Source organism: Bartonella sp. CM31XJBT (assembly GCF_028618555.1).
GTDB lineage: Bacteria > Pseudomonadota > Alphaproteobacteria > Rhizobiales > Rhizobiaceae > Bartonella.
This window is the reverse complement of the sequence record NZ_JAQITD010000001.1, coordinates 1-23,684: the sequence shown is the minus strand read 5'-3', so window position 1 is coordinate 23,684 and position 23,684 is coordinate 1. Positions and strand designations below refer to the sequence as shown.

Sequence of the window (23,684 nt, the reverse complement as noted above, 5' to 3'; positions counted from 1 at the left end):
TGAAATGGGAAACAATCTAATGAAACAAGAATATAAAATTATAAAGGCAAAAATGAGTGCCTATCTTTCCTATCATTTTTAAATTTGGCTTTATGTTTTTCAAAAGCGTTTATGACAATGTTTTTTAAGAGTGAATTTTTTATAGAGTGGAGATAATGCATTGCTTCACATTTTTGGGCATTACATTTTTAATGAATAAACCCTCGTTTTATGATGATTTTTTAAAGAGTGTCGCGTAAATCTTTTGTGGATTGTATAAAGTTCATTGTATGCCTATGATCTTTATTTAACAAAGGTGAAAGTTGGTAGATTTTATACTCTTTATCAGTTTTCAAGATTCTAAAAATTTTTGTTACTTGAGATGGAAGAGGTATTTTTTTAGTTTTTTTGCCGTAGCAGAAAAAGAAAACCTCCTAACACACCAGCAGCTAAAATAAACCACGTGATTGCATAAACGAGATGATTATTTCGAAAATGAATAATCGTAAGACCAACGACGGGAAGATTTGCTTGTGGAGATGTTTTTCTGGCATCAATGAAATAAGGGGCAACAGTGGACAAACCAAGTTTTTGTGCCATAGCGGGGAGATCGCGCGTATACCATAAATTTTTGTCAGGATTATTTTTACGCGGGAAAAATCCATTTTTTTCACTCATGCGTAATAAACCTATAATCATTGTTTGTTCTGTGTCCGTGGTAGAATTTTGCTGAGATGAGGCATTTGTATGCGATTTCTCTGAGTTTTGAAAATTATTACGTTCATCCATGGGGATAAAGCCACGGTTGATAAAGATCAGTGTATTATCAGCAGTTTGTAAAGGAGTCAAAACCCAATAGCCTGTAGTATTTTGAGCGGCAGCAGTGACTAAGATATTTTTATTTGTTAAAAATTTTCCTGTGATAACAACAGGTTGATATTCATATTTTTCAAAAGTAACATCTGACCATTGATTTTTTTTGGGGGCTTTTATGGGGGGTAAATGAATGCGCTGATTAGCACTGGTGATAAGATTTGTTTTCCAGTTTAACCGTTGTACTTGCCATATACCTAATGCACTGAAGAGAAGAAAAAAACAAATACATAAAGTTCCAAATAAAAAAGAAGAAAAACGGCAAGAATTTCCCTGAAGCTTTGTCATGGGGGGCCCTTTTTTGCTCATGATTTATGCTTCCTTTCGGGACAATAGGCTTTTATTCTAACATGGTATGTATTTAAAAAAAACATTTTGTACGCTTTTTGGCGGAATTTGCACGTCTTATTGAGGAAAAAGATGAAAAATGAGCCAACAAGAGATGAAAAAGGTTTTATAAAAGACTTGACCTTTTGTTGTCGACCCCCTATTAGAAAGAAACTTCCCAATGATGCCCGTTCAAGGTTGCATTGCGCGTGTTTTGCGTTCATTGTGTCCTTTGGGTATGGGGATTTGAAAGTTTCTTAGAGTTTAAGGGTGAAGTTTATGTCTCGTGCATGTGAATTGACAGGGAAAACGGTTCTGTATGGTAATAATGTTAGCCATGCGAATAATAAGACACGGCGTCGTTTTTTACCAAATCTTTGCAATGTGACATTGATTTCAGAGGTGTTACAGCAAAGTTATCGCTTGCGTATTTCAGCAAGTGCATTGCGTTCTGTTGAGCATCGTGGTGGCCTTGATGGTTTTTTAGTTAAAGCAGATGATAAAGAGTTGTCGCAACGTGCGCGTTTGCTAAAACGCCAAATCATTAAGAAAAAAGCTGAGCAAGAAGGTGAGCAAAAGGCTGAACAAGCAGCGTAATTGTTAGCGCTATTCTTTTTGGTTTATTAACGCTTTGATTTCGGTTTTCTGTTCTAGAAGTTAAGTTTTTTGCAGGTTGATCGTTTCATTTTATTGGTTCCATATCCCAGGTTAAAAAAATGTCTTCAAGCGGTCCTTTATTAGAACAGCAAAAGAAAAGGTATGTTGTTTTTTCTATTTTTGCAATGTGCCTTGCTGTTACGGCTTCTAATATTTTGGTTCAATATCCTGTCTATTGGTTTGATTTAAATGAGCTGTTGACTTATGGGGCTTTTACCTATCCATTTGCTTTTCTGATCAATGATTTAACCAATCGTTTTTATGGTCCATCTGCGGCGCGGCGTGTGGTTTATGCTGGTTTTTTTGCGGGGGTCTTTGTTTCTTGGATATTGGCGACACCACGGCTTGCCCTTGCTTCTAGTTTTGCATTTTTATTTGGGCAACTCCTTGATATTGTTGTTTTTACTCCTTTACGACGTAAAACATGGTGGAAAGCACCTTTAGCAGCAGCGTTGGTTGGTTCAGCTTTGGATACAGTGCTGTTTTTTGCTCTTGCTTTTTCTAGCTCTTTTGCTGTTCTTGATAAGATAACAGGGTATGCTGATAGTTCACTGGTGGAGAGTACTGTTTTGGGAGGGATAGGCATGCCAGTTTGGCTATCGCTTGCTTTTGGTGATTTTTCGGTAAAAATTATTATGAGCCTGTTGATGTTGATTCCTTATGGGACAATTCTTAATATTGTAAAGCTTCCTCTTTATCAAAGTCATTCAAAGGATGATTCTTCTTTTGTTTGTCATAAATAATGATTTTTGTCTTTTTTTCATGAAGCCAAGAAAATTGTACGCTATGCTTGGTGTGGCACGTTATTTATAATGGATACTTTATCATTTGCCAACTTAAGTAAGAGTTCCAACACAAAACGCGTTTTTTATTTCAAAATTCTCTTGTGAGGAAAAGATAAAGTCATTTGTTTGAGAAGGGGCTAATATACTTTTTACAAATGATTAAATGTGACAGAAATTGCAACTGATGTTTATTAATAGATTGATTTAAAATGATAACTTATATTTTTCATTTGAGTGAAAGAGCTCAATATCATAAAATTTTACGCGTTTTAAATACTCTTATATTGAGTTAATAAAAATCATTTGCTTGCCTATGTTATAAGAGGAATTGGCGTGCGGACAACGTCATTTGAGAAAGCAATACTCTTATGAAGAGCTTTAATGTAATAGAAGTGCAATATTAGGCGCTGGAAGTATATTGATTTATCTTAAAAACATTGGAAGCTTGAAAGTAGGATTTTGCTTTTGGCTTGTAGCTTGTAAAGTAAAGGATGATTCTGGATTTTGCATTATGCCATATATGGGCGCTGTCGTGAAATAAGCTTGGAAGCAAGGAAGAATGTTTCTTTAAAGTAGGAGTGCGGATAAGATATATAATGGTGTGTTCTTTTTCGTGAATGAAGTAATATTCTTTTTTTCGTGTTTTTCTTATATTTTATGTGAGTAAAGATTTTTTCTTTTATCTAGGAGATGGGAGCTTATGTTGATAGATCACCCGTGGTGAGTACTGTTTTGGGAAGGTTAGGGAACAGGTTGGCTTTCGCTTGCTTTAGCGATTTTTGCCGAAAAATTGCTATGAATCCATTTATGCCGATTCTTTTATAAAATAATTCTTAGTGTTTAAAATATCCTCTTTGGATGATTCTTTTTTTGCGTATAATAAATACAACTTTTATCTTTTTGTGTTACTGAAGGTGAAAGTCTATGCATTATATTTTCTGTGAGAGCAGCACTTTAGAGCTATGTCTAGTGGAGATATTTTTTTATATACGTGTATTTCAATATTTAAATATAATGAAATAACACAAGATCGAGACAAAAACGGGTAATTATTCAGTCTTTTAATTTGAATGGCACTCTGGGATATGAACGTAAATGAAAAATTCCAAGAAAAGTTTTATCAGTTGCACTAAAACCAGAAAGTAAAAACAAACTCATTATAATTTTTGAAGATGGTTGGAGCATTTCTTTTAGAATTTATAATGCATCCAGTAAAGTAGAAGTTTCTTTAAAGTTCGCTATTCAATTTGTGGGATTATCTTCTCAGGTTGTTAGTCATCAAATTCCGATGGTTTAATGATAGAGATAATGTTTTAAATGTAATCGTTGCTGATTTAAGGCAGGTTTATTTCTTATGAAAATGAGTCCTTTTATCACTAAAAAGTATTTCTAATTGTTTTGTTATGGCGTCGGCGAGTTCTTCAGCATTCATAATTGTTACAGCACGTTGATAATAACGTGTGACGTCATGACCAATTCCAATGGCAATGAGTTCGATAGGGGAGTGTGTTTGGATTTCTTGAATCACTGCGCGTAAGTGTTTTTCTAAATAATTGCTGGCGTTGACCGATAATGTCGAATCGTCAACAGGAGCGCCATCAGAAATGACCATGAGGATGCGACGTTGTTCACGCCGTGATAAAAGGCGTTGATGAGCCCAAATCAAAGCTTCTCCGTCGATATTTTCTTTTAATAATCCTTCTTGCATCATCAAACCTAAATTGCGTCGTGCGCGACGCCATGGGGTATCAGCACTTTTATAGATGATATGGCATAAATCATTGAGGCGTCCAGGATTATGGAGTTTGTTTTGGGTAAGCCATTGTTCGCGCGATTTGCCCCCTTTCCAAGTTTTGGTGGTAAAACCTAAAATTTCAACTTTGACACCACAACGTTCAAGAGTTTGTGCCAAAATATCAGCGCAACTTGCGGCAACGCTAATGGGGCGTCCGCGCATTGAGCCAGAATTATCAATGAGAAGTGAAACAACTGTGTCCCGAAATTGGGTGTTGCTTTCCATTTTAAAAGAAAGGGGTTGCATGGGGTCAATAATTAGACGTGGAAGCCGTGCTGTATCAAGACATCCTTCTTCAAGGTCAAAGTTCCAGTTGCGATTTTGTTGCGCCATCAAGCGGCGCTGGAGACGGTTTGCTAAACGTCCAACGATGTTTTGGAGATGATTGATTTGCTTATCAAGATAACGGCGTAAGTGATCTAACTCGTTTTCAGAACAAAAATCTGTTGCTTCCAAAATTTCATCAAATTGACGGGTGAAGATTTTATAATTGCCAAGTCTTTCCATTTGTTCCGAATCAGAAAAAAGGTGTTTGGGTTTGCTCGGCTTTTCTTGCCAAGGTCCATTTTTTTGCTCGCCGTCAGCTTGATCATTGTTGTTTGATTGTGTCGCTTGTGTTTTTCCGTCATCTTGCACATCACTTTCTTGTTCAGTGCTGGTTTGTTCTTCACTTTGAGCGTGTTTTTTGTTTTTACTCTCTTCTTCTCCTTGGTCTTGAGGTTCACACGCATTTTTTAATTTTTTATTGTTTTCACTGTTAGAAGATTCAGCTTGTTGCACTGTCATTTTGAGTGTAACAAGCATTTGGCGAACAATCTGTGCAAAATCTTGTTGGTTGTAAATATGATGTGGGAGTTCATTGAGTTCTGCTGCTGCTTTTTGTTCGAGTTCTTGACGCCACAGTTCTAAGACAGGACCCGCTTCTCTTGGAGCTGCGCGCTTTGTTATTTTTTCACGCAATAAAAGTGCAATTGCTTCTTGGATGGGGGCTTCACTTTGGTTGCTAATCTTATGATAATGGGCTCTTTTGTATTTATCGGCGAGCATGATATCAAGATTTTTTGCAAGCCCCTCCATGGCTAAAGTACCAATTGCTTCAACACGTGTTTGTTCTAAGGCATCAAAGACAGCACGTGCTTCTGATTCTAGTGGAGAAAATTGCATGTGAATGCGGTTATCATGCCATGCTTTGCGCAGAGCCATGGAATCACCTAATCCGCGGGTAATGGTGATGTCTTTATTCGTTGCGTATTGAGGTAATTCTGGTAAACGCGCGCAACTTTCGCTTAAAGATGGTCGGTTATGACTAAAGGAAACTTCAAGGTTGTTTGTGCCTGCAATTGCACGCATACAGGTGGAAAGTGCTTTTTTAAAAGCTTCAATATTAAGAGTGTTGTTGGAAGAATCTTTTGCCGGATTTTTGTTGTCGCCAATATCGGTAGCCATGAGTGACAGATTCCTTAAGGCGAAACACCATGAATAAGTGATTCGGGAAGCTCTTGTCCAAAGGCGCGTTGATAAAATTCTGCAACAGTGGCACGTTCGAGTTCATCACATTTATTGAGAAAGGTTAATCGGAAGGCAAAGCCGACATCTTGAAAAATTGTTGTATTTTCTGCCCAAGTAATGACGGTACGTGGACTCATGACAGTTGAAAGATCTCCATTGATAAAAGATTGGCGTACCATATCAGCAACATGAACCATTTGTGAAATTATCTTTTTTCCTTCAGTCGTTTGAAAGGATTTGACCTTTGAACAAATGATATTAACCTCTTTATCATGGGGTAAATAATTGAGTATCGTAACAATAGACCAGCGGTCCATTTGAGCTTGATTGATCTGTTGGGTACCATGATAGAGACCAGTTGTATCACCAAGACCAATGGTGTTTGCTGTTGCAAAAAGACGAAAGGCTGGGTGTGGAGAGATGACACGGCTTTGATCAAGTAAGCTTAGTTTTCCAGAGGTTTCAAGAACGCGTTGGATGACAAACATAACATCGGGACGCCCCGCATCATATTCGTCGAAAACAAGAGCAATATTATTTTGATAAGCCCATGGCAAAATGCCTTCTTTAAATTCAGTGATTTGTAAGCCATCTTTTAAAACGATAGCGTCTTTTCCTACAAGATCGATACGACTTACATGACTATCGAGATTAATGCGAAGACAAGGCCAATTGAGACGTGCAGCAATTTGTTCAATATGCGTTGATTTCCCTGTACCGTGATAGCCAGAAACCATTACACGGCGGTTGAAGGTAAAACCTGCGAGAATCGCTAAAGTTGTTTGCTGATCAAAAAGATAATCAGAATCGATATCAGGAACATGGGAACTTTTTGTGCTAAAAGCAGGGACTTTCAGATCTGTTTCAATATGAAATAGATCGCGAGCACAAAGTGTAATATCGGGCAAATTTTCAACGGTAAGATTTGTCATTGTGTTTCTGGAAGGGAGAGGATGCTATTTATTCATTAGAAACGATACAAGAGTTAGAGTATTTATGCAATGCTCTATAATGAGAGCCTTAGATATTGAAGAAAGATTTTTTACGTATTCTATAATGTTTTGCAAAAAAAGTAACATTTTGCGCAAATAATGATGGTCTAAATGAAAATAGACTCATATAAGCGCATGTTTTCAGCACAAACCAGACTTTTTTAGCAAATTATAAGCATGTAAAACATCACGAAAGCGCTCTTCTGAAGCACGATTACCACCATTGGAATCAGGATGGTGCTTTTTTACCAACTCTTTATATTTCATTTTGATGTCTTCTGCTGAAGCGTTTGCCTGTAGTCCCAGTGTATCAAAAGCTTTTGCTTCTAAGGGCTTTAATTTTCGTGAGAATTTATTGCTTGAATGCTGCCCAGTAAAAAGCGTAAAGGGATCGCGCATACGATTTTGATAGGCAGCTGTTCCAGAGCGAATCTTTGCATAATTAGCGGCTGTTTTTTTCGATGTACCATTGCTCAGATCTGTAGGCCATGTCGGACGATGCCCTGTGAGAGCATCCTTTTGAAATTTTGCGATATCTTTATTGCTAAGACCAGAGAAGTAATTAAAATTTTTATTATAGGCGCGTACGTGTTCAATACAAAAATATAAATATTGTCCTTCGTGATTTCGACCTGCTGGTGCTTTATGGGCCCCTGTTTTTTCACAACCTTCCCACTGACACTGTTGTGCTTCTGGCTCAGCGTTTTGTTTTTTATTTGAGCTTATGCGAATTGAATCGAATAATTTAGATGTTATTGTCATATTATTGGTTTATGCAAAATTGATTAATTTTACAAGAATTGACTTTTGAAAAATTTGTTTTCACACTTATTCTATTATGAAAAAGGTGTATTTTTGCACGTTCATTTTGTTTGAGGAATGAAAAATGTTTATAGAAACAATAATCCAGAGAAAGCTTCAGGATGCTTTTCATCCGCAAAAGCTTGAAGTGATTAACGAAAGTCATCTTCATGAGGGGCATTCTCATAATGAACATGCTTTTGATGGTAAAGGAGAAACACATTTTCGAGTGAAAATTTTATCTTCTTCTTTTTCTAATATAACACGCGTAGAAATACATCGAGCGATTTATAAAGTTTTACAAGAAGAGTTAGCTACTTGTGTTCATGCTTTGGCACTTGAGGTTGAAACACTCTAATTTTTTGATGAGACACTTTTAGGAACGGGGATGGGCCTTTTGATAAATTTTTAACAAATGGTCTGTATCGACATGGGTATAGATTTGTGTGGTGGAAAGACTAGCGTGCCCAAGAAGTTCTTGAATCGTGCGCAAATCTCCCCCACGTGATAAAAGATGGGTGGCAAAAGAATGGCGCAGTGTATGAGGCGTTGCAGTTTCTGGTAAACCAAGGCTTGCTCGTAAGTTGCGTACAGTTTTCTGAATAATGGCGGGCTGTAGGGGACCGCCTCGTGCCCCGCGAAATATGGGTTGGTTATCCACTAAAGGATATGGACAACATTTGAGATAATTTTGTACAGCTTCGGAAACAATTTTGATGAGAGGAACAAGGCGTGTTTTTCCACCTTTTCCTGTTATAAATAAACTTGTTTTTTCAGGATCAGAAAATTGTTCTGGTGTGAGGCTTAAGGCTTCTGATATTCGCATTCCACAGCCATAGAGAAGCATGAGGACAGCCGCATTACGAGCGCTAATCCAAGGTTCATTTTCTAGCTGGTTTTCTTGTTTGACTATGTGAAGTGCTGATTTGATCGCTAAAGGTTTTGGGAGCGATCTTGGGTGTTTGGGGCTTCGGATAAGTTGAGCCGCCGGAACATTGACGATTCCTTCACGTGATAGGTACTTGAAAAAAGAACGGATGCCTGCTACTCCGCGGCTTAAAGAACGAGCACTTACATTGTTTGTACGCCGATAAGCAAGATAAGCACGCAAGTCACTGATGCGTAAATGAGCAAGATCTGTAAGGGTTGGTGTATGACTTAAGTGTTGACAGAGAAAAGACAAAAATTGCCGCGTATCACGTTCATAGGCTTGCACTGTTTGTGCTGACATACGACGTGTTTGGGTAAGACACTCTAACCAATTTTTCCTTGCGTTTAAAATTGCATGGTCTGCTGGAATGAGAGGAATATTTTCATCTTTTCTCTTGTCGTTTTTGATAGGCATTATCTAGTTGAGAGTTTCTTTCTTTTTAGATTTTTCATCGTTAGAATGATCATTCTTGTTTTGGGGTTGCTCTTCACGATTGATAAGTTGCTTTTCACCTTTGAGAGAGAGTATTTTCACAAGATTGTGCGTTGACATCAAATGCGCAAAAATTAATCCTAAAAAGCCATTTTTATGAAGTTTGGCAAGTTGGCTTGCTGATAATTTATTCAATTTTTCTTCATCAACAACCCAAAAATGTTCTAATTGAGCTGAGAGACCTTTATCGTTTTTCACATTGATAGATTTTTGGCTTAGAAGATCCATTTCTACAAGAGCATCAATAAACTCAGAGGTTTTTTCCATAGCGATTTTAAAACTTTCAAGAAAACGAATACGTTCTTCCATAAAAGGAGAAATAGAGCCGTCGGAATTAAAAAGTTCTGTTCCTGCAACTTCATTAAACATACCTGACTGTTGATCAAAGCAAACAGAAAGTTCTTTTTCATTGCTAATTTGTGCCAAAACAAAAGGATAGCGACGGACAAAAGCGGGAACATAAGTATTGGTTTTCCAACTTTTATCAGAAGCGATATAGTCATTTTCGTCATTAGAAAGACCGACAAGAGCCGCGGATGTGTAGTGCCGTTTTTTTTGTTCATCTTCGGCGCACATAAATAAAATAGGATAGTCTAGTGCTGCTTGAAAATATTCAGTACTTGCTAAAGGAACCCAGTGAGTATCCTTGGCAAAAGACATATCACTTGGAGGAGCAAATTTTAGATTTTTATGGGAAACTTTGTTGATTGGCGTGATATCTTTGTAAAATAGCATAATATTTGCCATAAGACTTTCTCCTTTATTAATTTGTTTTTGTTACCAAGAAAGGTCTTTTAGAAGATTGTCTCATATGGCAACAAGATTGAATAGAAAACTATAAGATTGAAGGGTTCATTTTTGAGAGATAATATTTTCGTATGAAGTATAATAAAGAAAAGCTTAAAAATAAAGTCTATCTTGCCATTATTGGTATGCCTCATGGTATAAAAGGAGATGTTTTTGTTAAAATTCTAAGTGCTGAGCCACAGCGTTTCAAGTTTTACAGCACTCTTTATGATGATATGGGGCGTTCTTATGAAATTGTAACTCTTCGCATACAAAAAAATAAGGCGATTGTACGTTTTAAAGGGATAGAAAATCGTAATGCGGCTGAGTCTTTAAAAGGTATTCGCCTTTATGTGACGCGTGATCAATTAATTGATGATTTGATGGAGGATGAGTTTTATCAAGTCGATTTAATAGGCTTGTGTGTCCAAGATTGTGGAAGAAAAATCTTAGGTGAAGTGTGTGGTTTTTTTAATTTCGGGGCTGGTGATTTGCTTGAAATACGTTTGAATACGGGTAAAAGAGTCCTTATTCCCTTTAGTAAGGCGGCGGTACCAGAAATTTGTATGGATTCTGGTTTTCTTGTTGTTGATCCCATGGCCGCTGGTTTAATTGATGGGGGAGATAATGATAAAAAGGAAATAGCTTGAATCTAAAAATAAAGATGAAGGAAAAAATAACAGATGAATTTCGTCAATAAAAAGTGGAATGTGTGGAAATATTAAAAATGCACTTTTGAGCAGATATTGTAAGCACTTTATCTCGAAATAGTTCTGAATTTTTAGAGTCTTTTTTAGTGCAAGTATTTAGAAGGATCGTATTGAATAAAGCGCAGATCAAGGAGATTCAATTTAACGCTATAGCGTTAAAAATCTTGTTTGTGCTATTTTTGCTATTAAGAGTCTGTTTAAGAAAATAAGGATAAGAAATAAAATGAAGTTTCAGGCGCGCGTTTTAACCCTTTATCCTGAAATGTTTCCTGGTTTTTTAGGGTATTCTTTAGCAGGGCAAGCTTTAGAGCGCGGAATTTGGTCACTGGAGACGGTGCAGATTAGGGATTTTGCTTTAGACAAACACCATAGCGTTGATGATAAACCTGCTGGTGGGGGGGCGGGTATGGTAATGCGGGCGGATGTATTGGCGGCGGCTCTTGATTGTTGTCCACAGGATTCGCCAAGATTGTTGATGAGTCCACGTGGGCGCCCTTTTGACCAAGCTTACGCGCATAGCTTGGCTCGTGATACGGGTGTAACGTTAGTTTGTGGACGTTTTGAAGGGGTTGATGAGCGAGTCATAGAAGCACGAGAATTAGAAGAAGTTTCTATTGGTGATTATATTCTTTCAGGGGGTGAAACAGCCGCATTGGTTATCTTAGATGCTATTATACGTCTTCTGCCTGGAGTGATGGGGAATGCAGCTTCTGCAAGGTGTGAAAGTTTTGAAAATGGCTTGCTGGAACATCCGCAATATACACGCCCTTCTCTTTTCGAAGGGCGGGGTATTCCGCCTGTATTGCTCTCAGGTCATCACAAAGCGATCGCAGATTGGCGTCAAAGCCAAGCCGAATTGTTGACACGTCAACGTCGCCCTGATCTTTATGCGCGTTATGATAAAAATCATCAGAAAACTTGATTCATATGATAAGGTAGTGTATTGCATGGCTCTCTTTTTAGAGAGTTTTTTATAAAAGGTTTTCTGTAGTTCCAAAATTAAAATGAAGGAATGGTGTATTCGCTCCTGTGTAAGACATAGCCTAAAGAGCTCCTTATTCTTAATAAAGGCTTTTTTGGTAAGAGTTGAGCGCTCTGACTGTTCGATAAAGAACATGAAGGATAAAAGAAATGAATATTATCGCACAACTTGAAGCTGAACAATGTGCAAAAATTGAAGAAAAGCGCCAATTTCCAGCCTTTAAGCCAGGAGATACAGTTCGTGTCATGGTGCGTGTGACGGAGGGTACGCGGACGCGTGTTCAGGCTTATGAAGGTGTTTGTATTGCACGTTCAGGCGGTGGGTTGAATGAGACCTTTACAGTGCGCAAGATTTCTTATGGTGAAGGGGTGGAACGGGTGTTTCCTGTTTATTCTCCGTTGATTGAAGGTGTTGAGCTGGTGCGCCGTGGTAAAGTGCGCCGTGCAAAACTCTATTATCTTCGTGGTTTGAGAGGTAAAGCTGCGCGTATCGCTGAAAAGAGAGATTATCGGAAAAAAGCTGAAAAGGTTATTGAGAAAGTAGAAGCAGCATCTGTCAGCACAGATGTTGAAAAGAAAGTTGCTGAGTAAAGATTATATCGGCTAAACTTTATGCAAAAGCGGCTTTTATGCCGCTTATTTGTGTCTTTCGTGATTCGTTTTGCCTTTTAAAAGGCTTGGAGGGGACATAAAAATGTTTAATCTATCAATTTTTTCCTCTTTTTATCCTTAATCATGGGTGCAATTTAAGATACCATTGCATATATCATGGATACTCAAAAGGATAAGTTTAATCTGAAAAAATTCCTGTTTATATTTGAGAAAAGATGTTAGACCTTTGACGTGAAGATAAAATTGTATTAGATTAAAGCAAGTTTTGCGGATCATATCCGTGGAGTAATCGGTTTTTTTATGCGTGACCTTTAATCCGTTATTTGAGACAACCGACCTGTAGTATCGGTATCTTGAGATGCCAAACAAGTGAAAACGAGAGAATATATTTAGTCGTTTTGCGCGAACTCTCTCGTTCATTGCGGTTGCAGTAAAAACCAGGTCAGGATATTTTATGACAGAGACAACTAGGATAAAAGAGCGCCCTCGTTCCCCTCATATAAGTATTTATCGTTGGACAATTACTATGGCTATGTCCATTGCACACCGCATTACGGGTATGGCACTTTATGTTGGAACGGTTTTTCTTGCTGTTTGGTTAATTGCTATTGCGTGCGGGGAGGAGGCATTCAGAACGGTTCACGAGATTTATAGTTCTTGGTTTGGATTGTGTATTTTGTTTCTTTATACTTTGGCAGGGGTTCATCACATGGTTGGTGGTGTTCGCCACATTGTTTGGGATCTGAAACCTTGCCTTTTGGCAAAAGAAAAGGCAACAGTCACTGCTTGGGCGACAGTGTTTATTTCTCTTATTGTTACTTTTGCGATTTGGATTATTGGATATACCGTTGTTTAGCTGGGGGTGAAAAGAGATATGAAAAAAGATTTTCGAACGGAACTTGGAAAAGTACGGGGGCGTGGCAGTGCTCATGAAGGAACAGAGCATTTTTGGCTAGAACGTTTGACAGGGTTTATCAATCTACCACTTTTGATATTTTTTATTGTTCTTATTCTTTCGCTTGTGGGAAAGGACTATAGCATTGTGCGTGCAAGACTTGCACATCCTATTGTTGCTATTTTGATGGGATTGATGACTTTTTCGGTCCTTTATTATATGAAACTTGGTATGCAAGTGGTGATTGAAGATTATATTCCACGTGAAGGTTTCCGGATATTCTTTTTGACGTTAAATATTTTATTTTGTTTTCTCATAGGTGGTATCATTATTTTTTCTCTTTTGAAAATTGCATTAGGGGGTTAAACAAATATGGCGGGTACAGGATCATCTCTGGGCGCTAAAGCAGGTAACGCCCCTTATCGCACTGTAGATCATAAATTTGATGTTGTTGTTGTTGGGGCAGGTGGTGCAGGATTACGTGCAACATTGGGTATGGCGGAACAAGGATTAAAGACAGCTTGTATTACGAAGGTTTTTCCAACGCGCTCACACACGGTTGCAGCACAAGGGGGAATTGCTGCATCGCTTTCAAATATGGGACCTGATAATTGGCAGTGGCATTTATATGATACCGTGAAAGGTTCTGATTGGTTGGGTGATACCGACGCAATGGAATATTTGGTGCGTAATGCTCCTGCTGCTGTGTATGAATTAGAACATTATGGCGTTCCTTTTTCGCGGACGCAAGAAGGCAAAATTTATCAGCGTCCTTTTGGTGGACATACGACACAATTTGGTGAAGGTCCACCTGTTCAGCGTACTTGCGCAGCCGCTGATCGTACAGGCCACGCCATTTTGCATACGCTTTATGGACAAAGCTTAAAGCATAATGCGCAATTTTTTATTGAATATTTTGCACTCGATCTCATCATGACGGATGGGGTTTGTACGGGGGTTGTGGCATGGAATCTCGATGATGGTACAATACATCGTTTTTCTGCTAAAATGGTTGTTCTTGCAACCGGTGGTTATGGACGCGCTTATTTTTCCGCGACATCGGCGCATACCTGTACGGGTGATGGTGGTGGAATGATCGCACGTGCTGGATTGCCTCTTCAGGATATGGAGTTTGTGCAATTCCATCCTACAGGGATTTACGGTTCTGGCTGCTTAATTACAGAAGGAGCTCGTGGTGAAGGAGGTTATTTAATCAACTCTGAAGGTGAACGCTTTATGGAGCGCTATGCACCTTCCTTTAAGGATTTGGCTTCACGTGATTTGGTTTCGCGTTGTATCACACTTGAAATTCGTGAAGGACGTGGTGTTGGACCTAAGAAGGACCATATTCATTTGGTTCTCAACCATATTGATCCTGCAATCTTGCACGAGCGTTTACCGGGAATTTCGGAATCAGCTCGGATTTTTGCAGGTGTGGATGTAACAAAAGAGCCTATCCCCATCTTGCCAACGGTCCATTATAATATGGGTGGGATTCCTACCAATTACTACGGGGAAGTTCTCAATCCAACGGCTGATTCGCCTGATCGTATTCAACCAGGGCTGATGGCGGTAGGAGAAGCAGGATGTGCTTCTGTTCATGGGGCTAATCGCTTGGGGTCAAACTCGTTGATTGATCTTGTGGTGTTTGGTCGTGCTGCTGCCATTCGCGCGGGTGAAGTTATTGATCGGAATGCAGAAATTCCACCCCTCAATGAAGAAGCTGTTGACGAAATTATAGCGCGTTTTGATCGTTTACGTTTTGCACAAGGGGCGATACCAACAGCTCTATTGCGTGAAAAAATGCAACGCACGATGCAAGAAGATGCGGCAGTATTCCGTACAGAAGATTCTTTGCAACAAGGATGTCAGCGGATGAATAAAATCTGGGGGGAATTGTCGGATCTCAAAGTCACAGATCGTTCTCTGATATGGAATTCTGATTTGGTTGAAACATTAGAGCTTGAAAATCTCATGGCGAATGCAATCATGACTGTTCATTCTGCCGAAGCACGTTTAGAAAGCCGTGGCGCTCATGCTCGTGAAGATTATCCAGAGCGTGATGATAAAAACTGGCGTAAACATACGCTTTCACATTTGTCAAAAGAGGGTAAGGTGACATTATCATATCGACCTGTCCATGTGGACCCATTAACATCTGAAGCTGATGGTGGGATCGATTTAAAGCGCATTGCACCTAAAAAACGGGTTTATTAAGGGGAGAATGAAATATGGTACAAATTAAGCTTCCCAAAAACTCTCAAGTAAAACCGGGAAAGGTTTGGCCTAAACCTGAAGGTGCTACAAAGTTGACGGAATTTCACGTGTATCGTTGGTCGCCTGATGATGAGGAAAATCCTCATCTAGATACTTATTATGTGGATCGTTCTGCTTGTGGTCCTATGATTCTTGATGGGCTTTTGTTTATTAAAAACCACATTGATCCAACTTTGACACTTCGTCGATCTTGCCGTGAAGGCATCTGTGGTTCATGTGCGATGAATATTGATGGAACCAATACATTGGCTTGTACCAAAGGTATGGATGATGTAAAACACCCCATTAAAGTCTACCCTTTGCCTTCCATGCCGGTTGTTAAAGATTTGGTTCCTGACTTGAATCGCTTTTATGCGCAACACCGAGTTATTGAGCCTTGGTTACAAACAGTTTCTCCTGAACCTGCAAAAGAATGGTTACAAAGTCACTCCGATCGCCAAAAAATCGATGGTCTTTATGAGTGTATTTTGTGTGCGTGTTGTCAGACTTCATGTCCAAGTTATTGGTGGAACGGTGATCGTTATTTGGGTCCCGCTGTTTTGCTTCAAGCTTATCGCTGGATTGCGGATTCACGTGATGAGATGTGTGGTGAACGTCTTGATAATTTAGAAGACCCTTTCCGCCTTTATCGTTGCCATACGATTATGAATTGTGCGCAAACTTGTCCAAAGGGATTAAATCCAGCGAAAGCGATTGCTGAAATTAAAAAACTCATGGTTGAACGCCGCCTTTGAAAATTTACTGATTGATGAAAATAAAGCGCAAGGTGGAAAATTGTATCTCCTTTTAGCAATTAAATCTCTAAAAGAAGATCGGCTGCTTATGGGGGCGCAGTAGCTATAATCATTCTAAAAGTGAAGTAATCCCTAAAAAGTTAAGCAATTCTTGCAATGGCTGAGCAGAAAACTCATAGTTGAATATTATCTTTGAAAACTGACCTTTTAACGAACAGTAAAAAGAAAAATAGAAAATTGTGCGTGTTTTTTGTGCCTCTTTGAGGCTTAATCTCTAAAAATTTATTGGCTTCTATGAGGCGGTTAGCATAGTTATTATTGCCTTTAAAAAGGCAATAGTCTTTTGGGTAGACTATACTTTAAATAGCGTTCTATGTAAAAACAATAAAATCAATATGTTATGTGTTTTTATTTTTATTAAATTATTATCATAATTTATACTTTGATGCAGATTCAATTAATCATTTTTTATAAAAAATGATAACTCTGTATAAATATAGAACAAAAAATAAATGCTGATACAAATATTAAACGCATGTAAATTATTTAAATGAAATACACAGGAGTGATTATTATGACAGTTCGTCATTTTACGACACATTTATTATAATATCGAAAACATTGCTAATATTCATGGATTAGGAATTTTTGATAAAAGCATTATATATAAAGGTCATATTTTTTATTTTAAAGATTTTATTGTTAATCGCATTAAAAAACAAAATTTATAGTTCTCAAAATGGAGAACGTAAAATCCCTCTCTTTTGTGTAGAGATAATCATACAGTTAAGGGGGCTGTAATTTAAAACTATTGTAACGTCATAGATTTAAATTCATTAAAGAGAAAATAAGACGTTTTTAAAAAATATCAAATTTATAGTTTTTTCCAAAAATTTAGAAAACGCTAGTGAGAATTCTAAGAACACGTGTTGCGAATGTGGAATAGGGATGTTTATAGGTTCGTTTGAGTTGAATGAATTCAATCATCAAAGAAAACATGTTGTGTTTTTATGAGTTTCATAGGTTTTGATTTTATATGTTTTTATCTATAAAAAATAGAGGTTTCTAGGTTTAGGTCTCATTTATTATGTTAGGGGATTTCATTTTTTCTTGTATATATGCTGAAGAAAGTTATTTAAGCAGTAAAAGTGTTTTTTATTTTATTTTTTAGCATAAAAGATATTTCTTAACATGAAAGAGAGGTGTCCAAGTATTAACGGTATAATCGGTCATTGTTTTGATATTTATTCTGTTGTGCTGTAAAACACTATCTTATTTAGGATGTGGTAATTAAAGTGGTTAGAAGGTGAAATCTGCTAGGCGAGGAGGCGGATAATTTGCAGCTCAGTGCGTGTAAAAAGCTTCACCCTTTGAGGTGTGATAGGTGGAGTCTGTTAGCCAATTACGTAAACTAGAGCGAAATCTACGTGGACAGGTTTTCAGACTAATCTCTCTTATATATTGTGATAGGAAACTCACATTAATAAGGACCACGACCGGTTGCAGAAAAAAGAAATCATTGCGAAAAAACAAGCACGCTTGTTTTAAAATTTTTAATGCTTCTGATCATAAGGGTATGCTGAAATCTCCTGTAGTATTACGCAGACCTTTCATATTCTCGAGCCAAGAATTGTCTATATATCCTCTTCAATCTGATCTTCACGAATTGATGTAAGAGATGGGTACGAGCACCTGTAAGAATAAGCAGACGCAAAGCCAGTTGTATCATTATTGTTGCTTTGCAGAGTGTTTGATAAAAATCTGGAACATTTCTCCAATTCATTGCCTGTTCATTAATGACTTTATGGCGTTGTTTTTCTAAAAAAGCTTTTGCTGTTGCAGCTTTTACCTACCAGATGGGAGTTAAGAATATTAGGTATCTCTCTGTTGGCATAATCTCTGAAACCGGTATACAGTCTCCTAATTTTGGGGGGAATATGAAGCTGTAAAGGTGCAAACCAGTTTCTATTTTGCCGTCATTTTTTAGTTCAGTTTTATGACTTTCAAAAGTATCTAGAGTAATGTCTTTTAAATAATAGAGATTATGCATTGCTTCACGCTTTTGTTTCTCTCGTTTTTTAATAAGATCACAATCCTTATACAAAACAGAACGCCCCAACCCAAATACACCTGGCTTGTCAATTTATGCGCTTGTTTTAAAGAAACCTTTCTTTAAGGAGCCCCAGCTCATTTCGCGACAGTGCTCGTGGATGGTATAATGGTAAAGCTCCGATGAATAATATAAAATTTATAGAGCATCTCCATTTTTACACTTCATAAAAGAGCAAGTTGGGTGCCATTAGACACTTTGCAAACTCCCAATGTTGCGACAGTTTTTGGCATTTTGGATGGTTTATAAAAGGTATTTTTAGTGCTTTTTTGTACAGTTTCATTCTATACGGCTTTATTCGCTTGTAATGTGCAAGAGCATGGTTTTGGTTAATAGACAGCTTTGAAATGAGAGAATCTTACGGTATTAAGATCTTTTATCCAACACGCAAAATAATGAACACTCTTTATAAATCAATGTGACGTGGCTTAAGAAGAGGGATTGTATATCTGTGCTTTTAGGAATTTTTGCTTTTTGAGGTGCAGAGAAGAGAGCAGGAATATTCAGAGAGTAGAGCTTACCTGTGTAGTCTATGGATATCCTCTTTAGGATGGGGACATAAGCCACGTGATATGGTTAGCAAAGCTTGCTTAAGAGAAATTTAGTTGTTTACGAACAGCCGTAGGTTAAGAATCTTTCTTCGTCCGAAGAAGACGTCGATATGCGACTATACTTTTTATTACCAAATAGAATGTGGTTTATGGATGCTAAATCGAAATGATAGTTTATTTCGTATGAGGTTTTCCGTATCTGGAGATTGTTTGGTGAAAAAACATATTTATTAATCACTTGAAAATAGCGCTTAGAATTTTTAAACGATAAGTTTTGGTCTTGATTGACGATAATTATTTATTATGATTGAAAGGACCTGTTTTACGAAGCTTTCATTGATATGCGAATCAAAATTTCTTCTTTTCTTTTGTTGAAATATTTATTTTATAGCTATTTTTTTGCATTAAACATACTTTTTCAAAAGATAAATGGGAAGAATGATCAAAGGTAAGAGAATAGAGAGAGCCTTATGTATAATTTGTTTTTCTCGTAGAGTTGTTGTCTATTAACTTTTTTCTTCTTTTATTCATGAAGAGTGTAGAAGATCCATTGGAAAAGAAAAGAGAATAGGAAAAGTTAAATAAATAGCCGTAACAATTAGTTGCGGCTATTGTTTGTTTGTATCATCTTACCGAGAGAGGAAGCTCCCCTTAAGCGATTTTTGATTTAGCAAAAATTGGGTCGTAAAAGACTTCAGAGAGTTTTCTATCTTTAAAGAACAACACTACGTCAACTGTTGTATAGAGAACGATTTTTATCATTTCTAACTCGAGTTGCCGGCCAACTTCTGATCTTTTAATCAAGGTGGCACATCGTTCAAATGTCTGCAAAGCGCTGTTGGCATGCGTCGTTGTAATCGATCCAGGATGGCCAGTGTTGAGCGAATTGAGATATTCCCATGCTTCATTGCCTCGCAATTCAGCGAGAAAAATTCGGTCGGGCGACTGACGCATACACGCATCTAGACACTCTTCAGCTGAAACACGGCCTACATTGTTACCATAAATCATATGTACATGATTGGGATGATTGGGTAGAAAAAGCTCATGAACATCTTCAATTGTGATAATACGCTCCTCTACAGGAACCTTTTCAATTAAAGAGCGGGCAAATGTTGTTTTACCAGATCCTGTTTTACCTGCAATAATAATGTTGCGTTTGTGAAGGACGCATTCTTGTAAAAATTCAAGAATTTTTCCATCACGTTTATGTTGCAAAAGTTGAACTTCAAATGGTTCCAACCGTGTGAAGTCCTGCTTCGATAACAAGTTATTGGCTTCTTTTGCTGAAGGCTTATTAAAACTTACATCAGAAAAATCGTCAAATGCCCCTTCTTCTTTGAGTTCTTCTAACGTCTTAACTACAAGAGAATGTTTACGAATTACAAAGGAAAGAGCACCATCAACAACAGCTGGTGTTTGTATAATTGTACCACGTTGTCCACCAGGCAAGAGCACATAATTAATACTTCTGGGAGCCATACCGTTATAAACGATAATAGCTGTAATAAGCGTTTGCAAAAAAGTGGTTGTTAACTCTGGTACGCTATGTACTTGCCAACCCTTAAAGCTTTTCGTCCATACTTCATAGGGGCGGCAAATCGATAATTCAGTGATCGTGGGATCTTCTAAGAAACAATCAAGCGGTTGCAGAAGCTGAAAAACTGCTTGATCTTTCTGTATCGGGTTAACGTGTGACGAGACTGTAGACATTGCTGAAATCCAGATCACGAGCAACAAAAATATTTACTCGTTCGCCTTGGTTTTTGTAAAGTGTTGGTGTGATATTGATGGAATTTTGAAGAACATCGATTGCTATAGATTCAGCATTCTGAGCATCTTTATTTTGTGAATTCTCTTTATTTTCTTTGCTGCTTTTATTAACTTTTCCTCTTACCCATTCTCCTAAATCACCGATAATGCTTACCATAATTGCACTACCAAATCTCTCCCAAAAATGTCTGTCAACCCAGCCACCAATACCCGCTTCACCTAGAGGACCTGTGCCTGGTGAGTCAAGATTGACAACAACACCAGAAGGCGTTTCGATGCGTAACCATTGCACAAACACGCGCGTTTGTCCTTGTTGTATGCCACTTTGGTAAAAACCAACGACTTTAGAACCACGGTCAAGCAAAACAACACGTCCACTTGTGGAATAAATATCGCGTGTTAAATAGCACGTCGTCATTCCGGGTTGTGATGTAATGATCTTTGTTTCTAACGTACAATCTATTTGCGTTCCTTGTGTAATCAAAAAGTCACGGTTACGAAGTTGCATCGCATGTGATTGACCTAAACGCACGGGCTGAAGGTTATCAAATAATGCGCCATTACCTGTATCATTATTCGATGCTTTATTATTCGTATCTGTAGATCCTTCGCTACCACCGTTGTTAAGGCTAGAACTGAGCATACGTTTGCGTGCTAATTCTTCAGAATCTTGGAGCATATGTGGAGGAATGGCTGTTTGAAGAAGCTTACTCAAGGCCGGTGGAATATCTAGGTTTGAATCTTCTATTTGTGTTGATTTTTCTGCTTCTTCTACAGTCTTTGGCTCTTCTATAATCCGAGGGACGTAGTTTGGTATAATTTGCTGTACTATTTGTTGTGGTTTTTCTTCCTCAACTTCCACGGTATTACGCATTGTAAAAGCTTTCCAAGTCAATGCAATCGGTATCGTTACTATGACAATAAGTCCTACCACTAACAATGCACGGGTACCTGGAATTGTCGGACGACGTTCAGAACCTAGTTCGGACCCTCCATAGGCACCTTCAATATGTTTTTGCTCGACGTTGTCCAGTTTTGTACCTTTTCCCTCTCCTTCCTTATTGTCAAACATCATTTTCCTCCTTTATTGATACGATAAACCACCGAAGATACTGTCCCTGTTGTGTTTGGTACGCCGCCATTGGGGTCATAGGCTTCATTAAAAACAGCTAGAGCGCGTTTACCAAGCCGTATGAGCCATTTAGGATTGACCTTATGAACGGCGATAATATCATTAGAACTGCCGATAACGGTGCGTGGTATTAAGCTTTCATTGCCTTCAGCATCTACGACATAAATCGATGGCATATCCATGTTAGCGGGAAATTTGAAATAAGTAATGCGCCCATTGTCCCAAGCATTTATCGGAGCAATATCTTGGTGACCGCTCATGGTATAACTGAGATTATAGCCGTTGACGCTTTGGTGAAAACCACGTTCAATCGCAAGGCGTCGATTGTTTTCTTCTGACTTTTCATCGTTTGAATCGGGATAATGAAAAGCCAATTCATAAGTTGATCCCGCACGGTCATTCCGAAACTGTAGTCGGAATTTGTAACTCCGTTTGTCAGTTACAACGATGAGATTGGTATTGGCAAGCTCTGCTTTTGGTTTAATAAAAATATGCCGCCCTTTATGAGCAAAGGCATAGGCTTCAGAATCGCCAAAGGCATGAGTTATATACTGTTCACCTTCTTCAAGAATAATATGTGTTGCCACACCAAGAACTGTTTCAATTTGAACCACATCGGCTTCGTTATATGTTATATAGCGAATGCGGTGATCATATTGTGAATTTGATGGACTTTTGAGCGCCTGCACAGGTACCGTATAAAGAGAAGAAAACGAAGACAATAGAACAACGAACGCAAGTTTTTTCATAACAATCAATTCCTTAATCATTCAACAGTATTTCTGGGTCAGAACGGTAACTTGTTACTTGAAAACCAAGGGGGTTAAGCAATCGATCAGATGATTTCATGGGTGCACCGATATAGGTGTAACCAATTGTTGCAATCTGGTGCTGTTTTGGTCCAGTAGCAGCACCGTTGCTGTCAAGTTGCTGAGTCGTAAAACGTACAGTTGCTTGACCGAGTCCATTAGGCTGGATTGATCGTACTTTAACTGTGATACGTGCTTTGTTGGAAAGCACTTTGTCCCGTGCATTTTCTCCATCATAGATTTTATAATATTCTTGTTGAACAGATGCCGCACTTAAAAGTGCGGTTGTGTCATAGTTCAGTTGAATGGTATCATAGTCGTAAGTTTCGCGGTTAAGCACATATTGGTTTAGCCAATACCTATCTACAACTTCACCATAGCTTTCTTCGTGTTCACGCATGATTGAGATAACATCAACTGCACCCGTCGTATTATCAACGCGCAATACTAAGGGAGTTGGAGCTGGTTGAGAAAATCCAACAACTCCACATATCATACCGAATAAGCCAAAAAGACCCACAGTACTCGCGACACGCCATGCCGTTCTGCGCGACCTTATAAATTCATTGATAAGATCACGTTCTAAGCCACGGCTTTCTTCATAATAACTTCTAAGTTGTTCGGCTTTCACTGGTTTTGCTTGTTTTGTTTTCATCTGTCTCCTCGCTTAATTTCGGCAGGGATTGTTTTATTAATAGGCACACGGTTCCTATCATTTGGCTGTTTTAGCTTTGGTGCTAATGCACAAGCCGATAAAAGGTTTGCAATCAAAATTATAAGAATGATCGACTTCATTTTAATATAACTCTTTTTTATTGTTATATACATCCTGATATTTGTTGTCATTATTATTATTTTGAACATAAAGTAAAGTACGTTGTGTGTAATTATTTTACTTTTTTATTCCATTTTAATTTATAAAAACAGCTCAATTTCAGTGCGAATATTTTTTACTGTAGGATTGGATATCCTTGTTATTTTGTCATATGGGTATTAAGGGCGTCTGTTACGGGGACCATTGCTTTTTATCTCATCTAGTTTCTATGTCTCCATAGATGTCCAAATGTAATGCCTTTTGCGAGAGAATTGGCAACGCTTGATAGTTTGAGTAACAGCATGATGGATATAATGGACAAGATGAGAGCTCCCCCAAACATGAAGCTTATATTCTGG

22 protein-coding genes and 1 pseudogene are annotated in these 23,684 nt (G+C 38.1%); 11 read left to right on the top strand and 12 right to left on the bottom strand.

The genetic code is table 11. From position 1 onward, the window contains the following. Window positions 1-378 precede the first annotated feature (378 nt). Window positions 379-1,161: an SURF1 family protein gene (locus PVV63_RS00110; protein ID WP_273790068.1), complete on the bottom strand. Its 783-nt coding sequence runs from the start codon at window positions 1,159-1,161 to the stop codon at window positions 379-381. 297 nt (window positions 1,162-1,458) lie between these two features. Here PVV63_RS00110 and rpmB point away from each other — a divergent pair, with 297 nt between their 5' ends. The 3 genes from rpmB to PVV63_RS10415 all read left to right on the top strand — a co-directional run bounded on the left by rpmB (window position 1,459) and on the right by PVV63_RS10415 (window position 3,918). Then, complete coding sequence (gene rpmB / locus PVV63_RS00105; protein WP_273787609.1) at window positions 1,459-1,776, top strand: 50S ribosomal protein L28; 318 nt, start codon at window positions 1,459-1,461, stop codon at window positions 1,774-1,776. 119 nt (window positions 1,777-1,895) lie between these two features. Next, window positions 1,896-2,579 (top strand): VUT family protein, encoded by a 684-nt coding sequence (locus PVV63_RS00100; protein WP_273790067.1) that lies wholly within the window; start codon window positions 1,896-1,898, stop codon window positions 2,577-2,579. A gap of 1,144 nt (window positions 2,580-3,723) precedes the next feature. Then, window positions 3,724-3,918, top strand: coding sequence for a HaeIII family restriction endonuclease (locus tag PVV63_RS10415; RefSeq protein WP_375658048.1), 195 nt, complete (start codon window positions 3,724-3,726; stop codon window positions 3,916-3,918). Between the two features lie 48 nt (window positions 3,919-3,966). Here the strand turns inward: PVV63_RS10415 and cobT are convergent, their stop codons facing one another. The 3 genes from cobT to PVV63_RS00085 all read right to left on the bottom strand — a co-directional run bounded on the left by cobT (window position 3,967) and on the right by PVV63_RS00085 (window position 7,679). Further along, on the bottom strand, window positions 3,967-5,862 hold the full coding sequence (cobT, locus tag PVV63_RS00095; protein WP_273790066.1) for a cobaltochelatase subunit CobT: 1,896 nt from the start codon (window positions 5,860-5,862) through the stop codon (window positions 3,967-3,969). Window positions 5,863-5,876: 14 nt separating this feature from the next. After that, window positions 5,877-6,857: a cobaltochelatase subunit CobS gene (gene cobS, locus PVV63_RS00090; protein ID WP_273790065.1), complete on the bottom strand. Its 981-nt coding sequence runs from the start codon at window positions 6,855-6,857 to the stop codon at window positions 5,877-5,879. A 201-nt stretch (window positions 6,858-7,058) separates the two neighbouring features. Continuing rightward, window positions 7,059-7,679 (bottom strand): J domain-containing protein, encoded by a 621-nt coding sequence (locus PVV63_RS00085; RefSeq protein ID WP_273790064.1) that lies wholly within the window; start codon window positions 7,677-7,679, stop codon window positions 7,059-7,061. 124 nt (window positions 7,680-7,803) lie between these two features. Here PVV63_RS00085 and PVV63_RS00080 point away from each other — a divergent pair, with 124 nt between their 5' ends. Further along, on the top strand, window positions 7,804-8,076 hold the full coding sequence (locus tag PVV63_RS00080) for a BolA family transcriptional regulator (RefSeq protein WP_273790063.1): 273 nt from the start codon (window positions 7,804-7,806) through the stop codon (window positions 8,074-8,076). Between the two features lie 18 nt (window positions 8,077-8,094). Here PVV63_RS00080 and PVV63_RS00075 read toward each other — a convergent pair whose 3' ends face one another. Both PVV63_RS00075 and PVV63_RS00070 read right to left on the bottom strand, forming a co-directional pair. After that, window positions 8,095-9,063: a tyrosine recombinase XerC gene (locus PVV63_RS00075; RefSeq protein ID WP_273790062.1), complete on the bottom strand. Its 969-nt coding sequence runs from the start codon at window positions 9,061-9,063 to the stop codon at window positions 8,095-8,097. 3 nt (window positions 9,064-9,066) lie between these two features. Further along, window positions 9,067-9,888 carry a SapC family protein gene (locus PVV63_RS00070; RefSeq protein ID WP_273790061.1) on the bottom strand — a complete coding sequence of 274 codons (822 nt, stop codon included), beginning with the start codon at window positions 9,886-9,888 and terminating at the stop codon, window positions 9,067-9,069. 131 nt (window positions 9,889-10,019) lie between these two features. On the opposite strand from PVV63_RS00070, the gene rimM reads away from it, so the two are divergent. From rimM to PVV63_RS00035, 7 genes are all read left to right on the top strand, one after another. Next, on the top strand, window positions 10,020-10,577 hold the full coding sequence (gene rimM / locus PVV63_RS00065; RefSeq protein WP_273790060.1) for a ribosome maturation factor RimM: 558 nt from the start codon (window positions 10,020-10,022) through the stop codon (window positions 10,575-10,577). A gap of 283 nt (window positions 10,578-10,860) precedes the next feature. Continuing rightward, window positions 10,861-11,559: a tRNA (guanosine(37)-N1)-methyltransferase TrmD gene (gene trmD / locus PVV63_RS00060; protein WP_273790059.1), complete on the top strand. Its 699-nt coding sequence runs from the start codon at window positions 10,861-10,863 to the stop codon at window positions 11,557-11,559. A gap of 209 nt (window positions 11,560-11,768) precedes the next feature. After that, a complete protein-coding gene (rplS, locus tag PVV63_RS00055; protein ID WP_273790058.1) occupies window positions 11,769-12,209 on the top strand; it encodes a 50S ribosomal protein L19 in 441 nt (146 codons plus the stop codon). A 475-nt stretch (window positions 12,210-12,684) separates the two neighbouring features. Continuing rightward, window positions 12,685-13,086 carry a succinate dehydrogenase, cytochrome b556 subunit gene (sdhC, locus tag PVV63_RS00050; protein ID WP_254492571.1) on the top strand — a complete coding sequence of 134 codons (402 nt, stop codon included), beginning with the start codon at window positions 12,685-12,687 and terminating at the stop codon, window positions 13,084-13,086. 18 nt (window positions 13,087-13,104) lie between these two features. Next, window positions 13,105-13,491, top strand: coding sequence for a succinate dehydrogenase, hydrophobic membrane anchor protein (gene sdhD, locus PVV63_RS00045; protein ID WP_273790057.1), 387 nt, complete (start codon window positions 13,105-13,107; stop codon window positions 13,489-13,491). Window positions 13,492-13,497: 6 nt separating this feature from the next. Then, the gene (gene sdhA / locus PVV63_RS00040) at window positions 13,498-15,342 is read left to right on the top strand and encodes a succinate dehydrogenase flavoprotein subunit (protein WP_273790056.1); all 1,845 of its coding nucleotides are present in this window, start codon (window positions 13,498-13,500) and stop codon (window positions 15,340-15,342) included. Between the two features lie 14 nt (window positions 15,343-15,356). Next, on the top strand, window positions 15,357-16,136 hold the full coding sequence (locus PVV63_RS00035; protein ID WP_273790055.1) for a succinate dehydrogenase iron-sulfur subunit: 780 nt from the start codon (window positions 15,357-15,359) through the stop codon (window positions 16,134-16,136). A 3,312-nt stretch (window positions 16,137-19,448) separates the two neighbouring features. Here the strand turns inward: PVV63_RS00035 and virB11 are convergent. The 6 genes and pseudogenes from virB11 to PVV63_RS00005 all read right to left on the bottom strand — a co-directional run. Continuing rightward, complete coding sequence (gene virB11 / locus PVV63_RS00030) at window positions 19,449-20,510, bottom strand: P-type DNA transfer ATPase VirB11 (RefSeq protein ID WP_273790054.1); 1,062 nt, start codon at window positions 20,508-20,510, stop codon at window positions 19,449-19,451. After that, window positions 20,485-21,642: a type IV secretion system protein VirB10 gene (gene virB10, locus PVV63_RS00025; protein WP_273790053.1), complete on the bottom strand. Its 1,158-nt coding sequence runs from the start codon at window positions 21,640-21,642 to the stop codon at window positions 20,485-20,487. The genes virB11 and virB10 overlap by 26 nt, the downstream gene beginning before the upstream one ends. After that, window positions 21,642-22,451: a P-type conjugative transfer protein VirB9 gene (virB9, locus tag PVV63_RS00020; protein WP_273790052.1), complete on the bottom strand. Its 810-nt coding sequence runs from the start codon at window positions 22,449-22,451 to the stop codon at window positions 21,642-21,644. The genes virB10 and virB9 overlap by 1 nt, the downstream gene beginning before the upstream one ends. A gap of 13 nt (window positions 22,452-22,464) precedes the next feature. Further along, entirely contained in the window at window positions 22,465-23,166 is a 702-nt protein-coding gene (locus tag PVV63_RS00015) for a virB8 family protein (RefSeq protein WP_273790051.1), read from the bottom strand. Then, on the bottom strand, window positions 23,163-23,306 hold the full coding sequence (locus tag PVV63_RS00010) for a TrwH protein (protein WP_273790050.1): 144 nt from the start codon (window positions 23,304-23,306) through the stop codon (window positions 23,163-23,165). Before PVV63_RS00010 ends, PVV63_RS00015 begins: the two co-directional genes overlap by 4 nt. Window positions 23,307-23,545: 239 nt before the next feature. Further along, window positions 23,546-23,684: pseudogene (locus PVV63_RS00005) on the bottom strand (trwi protein); the annotation flags it as partial.

Excerpts from the sequence above, each read along its gene's own strand:
- PVV63_RS00010 (WP_273790050.1), bottom strand. The coding sequence starts at position 23,306 with ATGAAGTCGATCATTCTTATAATTTTGATTGCAAACCTTTTATCGGCT.
- sdhA (WP_273790056.1), top strand. The coding sequence starts at position 13,498 with ATGGCGGGTACAGGATCATCTCTGGGCGCTAAAGCAGGTAACGCCCCT.
- PVV63_RS00085 (WP_273790064.1), bottom strand. The coding sequence starts at position 7,679 with ATGACAATAACATCTAAATTATTCGATTCAATTCGCATAAGCTCAAAT.
- PVV63_RS00035 (WP_273790055.1), top strand. The coding sequence starts at position 15,357 with ATGGTACAAATTAAGCTTCCCAAAAACTCTCAAGTAAAACCGGGAAAG.
- rplS (WP_273790058.1), top strand. The coding sequence starts at position 11,769 with ATGAATATTATCGCACAACTTGAAGCTGAACAATGTGCAAAAATTGAA.
- virB9 (WP_273790052.1), bottom strand. The coding sequence starts at position 22,451 with ATGAAAAAACTTGCGTTCGTTGTTCTATTGTCTTCGTTTTCTTCTCTT.
- PVV63_RS00080 (WP_273790063.1), top strand. The coding sequence starts at position 7,804 with ATGTTTATAGAAACAATAATCCAGAGAAAGCTTCAGGATGCTTTTCAT.
- cobT (WP_273790066.1), bottom strand. The coding sequence starts at position 5,862 with ATGGCTACCGATATTGGCGACAACAAAAATCCGGCAAAAGATTCTTCC.
- rimM (WP_273790060.1), top strand. The coding sequence starts at position 10,020 with ATGAAGTATAATAAAGAAAAGCTTAAAAATAAAGTCTATCTTGCCATT.
- sdhC (WP_254492571.1), top strand. The coding sequence starts at position 12,685 with ATGACAGAGACAACTAGGATAAAAGAGCGCCCTCGTTCCCCTCATATA.
- PVV63_RS00100 (WP_273790067.1), top strand. The coding sequence starts at position 1,896 with ATGTCTTCAAGCGGTCCTTTATTAGAACAGCAAAAGAAAAGGTATGTT.
- PVV63_RS00015 (WP_273790051.1), bottom strand. The coding sequence starts at position 23,166 with ATGAAAACAAAACAAGCAAAACCAGTGAAAGCCGAACAACTTAGAAGT.
- virB11 (WP_273790054.1), bottom strand. The coding sequence starts at position 20,510 with ATGTCTACAGTCTCGTCACACGTTAACCCGATACAGAAAGATCAAGCA.
- rpmB (WP_273787609.1), top strand. The coding sequence starts at position 1,459 with ATGTCTCGTGCATGTGAATTGACAGGGAAAACGGTTCTGTATGGTAAT.
- PVV63_RS00110 (WP_273790068.1), bottom strand. The coding sequence starts at position 1,161 with ATGAGCAAAAAAGGGCCCCCCATGACAAAGCTTCAGGGAAATTCTTGC.
- virB10 (WP_273790053.1), bottom strand. The coding sequence starts at position 21,642 with ATGTTTGACAATAAGGAAGGAGAGGGAAAAGGTACAAAACTGGACAAC.
- sdhD (WP_273790057.1), top strand. The coding sequence starts at position 13,105 with ATGAAAAAAGATTTTCGAACGGAACTTGGAAAAGTACGGGGGCGTGGC.
- cobS (WP_273790065.1), bottom strand. The coding sequence starts at position 6,857 with ATGACAAATCTTACCGTTGAAAATTTGCCCGATATTACACTTTGTGCT.
- PVV63_RS00075 (WP_273790062.1), bottom strand. The coding sequence starts at position 9,063 with ATGCCTATCAAAAACGACAAGAGAAAAGATGAAAATATTCCTCTCATT.
- PVV63_RS00070 (WP_273790061.1), bottom strand. The coding sequence starts at position 9,888 with ATGGCAAATATTATGCTATTTTACAAAGATATCACGCCAATCAACAAA.
- trmD (WP_273790059.1), top strand. The coding sequence starts at position 10,861 with ATGAAGTTTCAGGCGCGCGTTTTAACCCTTTATCCTGAAATGTTTCCT.